Annotated in this window: 4 protein-coding genes; all 4 read right to left on the bottom strand. The window is 36.8% G+C overall.

The window, feature by feature from the left end; all coding sequences use genetic code 11:
- Positions 1 to 256: 256 nt before the first annotated feature.
- Positions 257 to 1,105 (bottom strand): aldo/keto reductase, encoded by an 849-nt coding sequence (locus tag JCM10991_RS11350; RefSeq protein WP_025021553.1) that lies wholly within the window; start codon positions 1,103 to 1,105, stop codon positions 257 to 259.
- 138 nt (positions 1,106 to 1,243) lie between these two features.
- Positions 1,244 to 1,660: a diguanylate cyclase domain-containing protein gene (locus tag JCM10991_RS11345; protein ID WP_035188977.1), complete on the bottom strand. Its 417-nt coding sequence runs from the start codon at positions 1,658 to 1,660 to the stop codon at positions 1,244 to 1,246.
- 8 nt (positions 1,661 to 1,668) lie between these two features.
- Positions 1,669 to 1,995 carry a PAS domain-containing protein gene (locus tag JCM10991_RS15030; protein WP_225349972.1) on the bottom strand — a complete coding sequence of 109 codons (327 nt, stop codon included), beginning with the start codon at positions 1,993 to 1,995 and terminating at the stop codon, positions 1,669 to 1,671.
- Between the two features lie 17 nt (positions 1,996 to 2,012).
- Positions 2,013 to 3,653, bottom strand: coding sequence for an EAL domain-containing protein (locus JCM10991_RS14720; protein ID WP_025021550.1), 1,641 nt, complete (start codon positions 3,651 to 3,653; stop codon positions 2,013 to 2,015).
- Positions 3,654 to 3,793 lie beyond the last annotated feature (140 nt).

Below are 3,793 nucleotides of genomic sequence, written 5' to 3'. Positions count from 1 at the left end.
TAAACTTGAGGGTTTTTATTTTGAACTTGAAAAAGCTTAATTGATAGCGTACGATATAATTTATAAAAAATATTTTAGGATTATTAATGAAGCTTTAGCGGTTTCTTATTTGGACCTAAGTTCAATAGCTAGTTTTTTCTTTCTAATCCTGCTAGCAATTATTTGGACAAAGTTGAAAGTTAGATATCTAATTCATCACTAAGACACCAAAAACACTGTGAATCCTACTAAAATTCACAGTGTTTTAATTTGGTTTTTAAAATTCAGCTTGGTCTGGATTAGTTGCTAAGCCGGCAACGCCACGTAAACCATCTAAAAGTTGTAATTCTTGGTTACTCAAGGCAAAATTGAAAATTTCAGCATTAGCCTTAATGTATTCATCATGCGTTGATTTAGGCAATGGTAGGAAGCCGTGTTGCAATGACCAACGCAAAAGCACTTGCGGTACACTCACCCCATGAGCAGCGGCAATTTGCTTGACCGTTTCATTTTGCAATAAACGTCCCGTTCCTAGTGGACTGTAAGCCTCATTCAAAATTCCATGTTCAGCATTAGCGGCTAAGACATCTTCTTGCAAGTCACTAGGGTTAAGATAGTTTTGGTTAACGGCTGGAACTACAGTTGCCGTTTTTAGTAAAGCATCTATGTGTTGCCGACGGAAGTTGGAAATCCCAATTGCCCGCACTTTACCTTCTTTAAGTGCTTCTTCCATCGCCCGCCAGCTATCTGCGTTACGCTCTTGCCATTCATTCCGGAAAGCTTGTGGATTTGGCCAGTGAATCAAGTAAAGGTCCAAGTAATCCGTGCCTAACTTTTGCAAGCTCAAATCTAAAGCCGCTTTGGTTTCTGCATATCCATGATCGGCATTCCAAAGTTTACTCGTTAAGAAAATATCATGGCGGTCAACGCCACTTTCCTTAATGGCTTGCCCCACACTTTCTTCATTACCATAAGCTGCAGCAGTATCAATATGGCGGTAACCCACATTTAAGACCGTTTTTACGGCATGTTTAGCCACATCACCGTCAGGTGTTTGCCAAGTTCCAAAACCTACTACAGGAATTTTGACCCCGTTATTCAATAAATAGGTATCTGTAAGGTTCATTTAAAACACACTCCTTTATTGTATTATAGTTTCATTGTAACTTTTTCCTTACTAAAAATCAATAAAACGTTTACTTAGGTATTGTAATAAAAAAGCTGCGGACATCCTCGCTAGGAATCCACAGCTTTTGAAAAGATTCTAAATTTTTAGGTGGCTGACCATAGCTGCCACTCCAGTAGTATCTGTACTCAAAGTCACATTACTTTCCGTGAATAAGGTACATGGGGTGCCATCAATTTCATGAATATCTTGAATAACCTGAGCTATTTTTTTGAGAACCTCATTTGCTTGAGCCATATCTTTACATGGGTAAATCAAAACAAAATTTGCTCCAGTGGTGTGCCCTAAAACTTGCCCTAAGGAAAGTTTCTCGGAAATCCTTTGTGCAATTGTCCGCAGTAAGTTAGTATCAATCTGTTTGTTATAAGTTGCTAAATGCCGTTGGTAATTAGTGATACTGATATTGGCCAAGGCGTAATCTTGCCCTGTTTCCACTCGGTTAGTTTCAAAGTTTAAAATCGTTTCTAACAAACCATTGACATTCATGATTTTCATTTTTTCATTTACAAATTTAGCATTATTTTTCCACTGCTGGTATCAATAAAATACCCTACTAAGCCAATAATTTTCCCTTCATGATAAATTGGAAATTTACTGGCCCGAATGTCATAAAGTTGGCCCTTGACAGTTGTCGTACCAATGACATCCGTCGAAGTCTTTCCCTCACGCAAAACTTTATCTTCTTCCATCCTAAATGGTTCATTAAGAATATTCATCTGTAATTCTTCATCAGTCTTACCGATAATCTCAGCGACCGATTTCAAACCATAGAAATCAAGGAAACTCTGACTGGCGCCGAGAAAACGACGTTCGGTATCTTTCCAAAAAATCCGTAAGTCGCTTTCTATCAGGCACTACTCCAAATATCATGGACAATATTGGACAACTCAACCTCAGTTTCCTTAAAATGAAGCCGTGATTCTGGCGCAATATCGTCACGATAAAAGAGGTAAGTATGTTCGCTAAAATCACTCATCGTAATAATATTGTACTTCGTCATTTGATAATCGCCATTCTTTTGTTTAACTCGAAAAATATCAGTTAAAAAGGCGCGACCTTTTATCCGCTCATCTAAAGTATTAAAATCAATAAAGTTAATAAATCGTTGTCGGTCATCAACGAATACATTTTCTTCCGCCCAAAGCTTAATTGCCAAACTTCTTTGACCATCAACCGATGTCCTAATCTTGCTATAAGACTTATCACTACTACTTGTCCCAATCTCTTTATATTGATTGGTCACCGTATTAAACAGTCGCATACTACCATAAAGTGGATAAAGATGTTGATTAATTTTATTTAACAAAACTTGCTCTTCTGAATCACGAGCACTAATCACTGAGATTAAAGTTAGCTTAAAGGCAGCTTTACCTTCCTTATGCCCAATTTTTTCGACGATAAAGCGCACTGGATTTTTCCCGTGGACTGCCGTAAAAGCTTCTTCTTTTTCAGAATATTGTGCGCGTAAAAAACTGTTTAACAATGATGAATAAAATGGTGAAAAATTCAAGTCATCAAATGAAAATACCCGTGGAATCTGATCGGCACCAATTTCTTGTAAAGTTTCGCGATAGTAGTCATTAATATATAAAATATAACCTTGGCGCTTTTGAAAGTCCATTTCTACTAAACTAATGGCTGAATCTGTTACAAAGTTTACCTTCCCAATTTGACTCAAGTAGGTATTTTGCATCCGTGAAGACATAACCAAACCTTGGCGCCGACAATTTTCAAGGCACTCTTCCCAAGGCATGGGTGCACCAAAATAATAACCTTGCACCTGTTCACAGCCAATTTTACGCAAAAAATCAAATTGTTCTTTGGTTTCCACCCCTTCGGCTAAAACATGAATCCCTAATTTTTTGGCCATATCAACTACTGAAGTTATAATATCTTGACTTCGTTGTGAGAAATTGGTCAGAAAATCTCGGTCTAATTTGAGTTCATCAACAAAAAAATCTTTCAAAAAATTAAGGGAAGAATAGCCCGAACCAAAATCATCCATCCACACGGTATAGCCTGTCTTACGTAAGAGTGAAACAGTTTCACGGATTTTTTCTTGAGTTGCCGGATCGGTAAACATACTTTCTGTAATTTCAATGTGCACAAAATCACGAGGAACATCATACTTACGAACTGCCGCCTCGATTTCTTCATAAATATCACAGTAGATAAAATCTTGGCGTGATAAATTGAATGAAAATGGTAAAACAACATCTTTTTGCCAATCAACCTCAGCATAAGTAGCACACATTTTTCTAACTGTATAAATATCTAATTTGTAAATTAAGTGATTGTTTTCTAAAACTGGAATAAAGTCTCCCGGATATAACATCCCCATTTCCGGGTCCTCCCATCGCGCTAAAACTTCAGTCCCCACTAAAGTATTCGTTAAAGTATTAACGATAGGTTGATGGTAATGTTTAATCCACCCTTCTTCTAAAGCCTGGTCGAGGTGGCTAATAATCCATTCATTTTTCTCTTGCAATATTTAATTGTCTTTTCATAAAAAAGCCTCCACAAACCACATATAGTATATACAAATATTATCACAATAAAAACTTAAGGTCTAGCGCTTTCACAGAAATAAAAATGTATAAAAATTTACCTATATATATATATATCAAA

The organism is Ligilactobacillus equi DSM 15833 = JCM 10991, assembly GCF_000615765.1.
Lineage (GTDB): Bacteria > Bacillota > Bacilli > Lactobacillales > Lactobacillaceae > Ligilactobacillus > Ligilactobacillus equi.
Note: the sequence above shows the minus strand (reverse complement) of the source record. Positions and strands in the feature narration are given on the sequence as shown.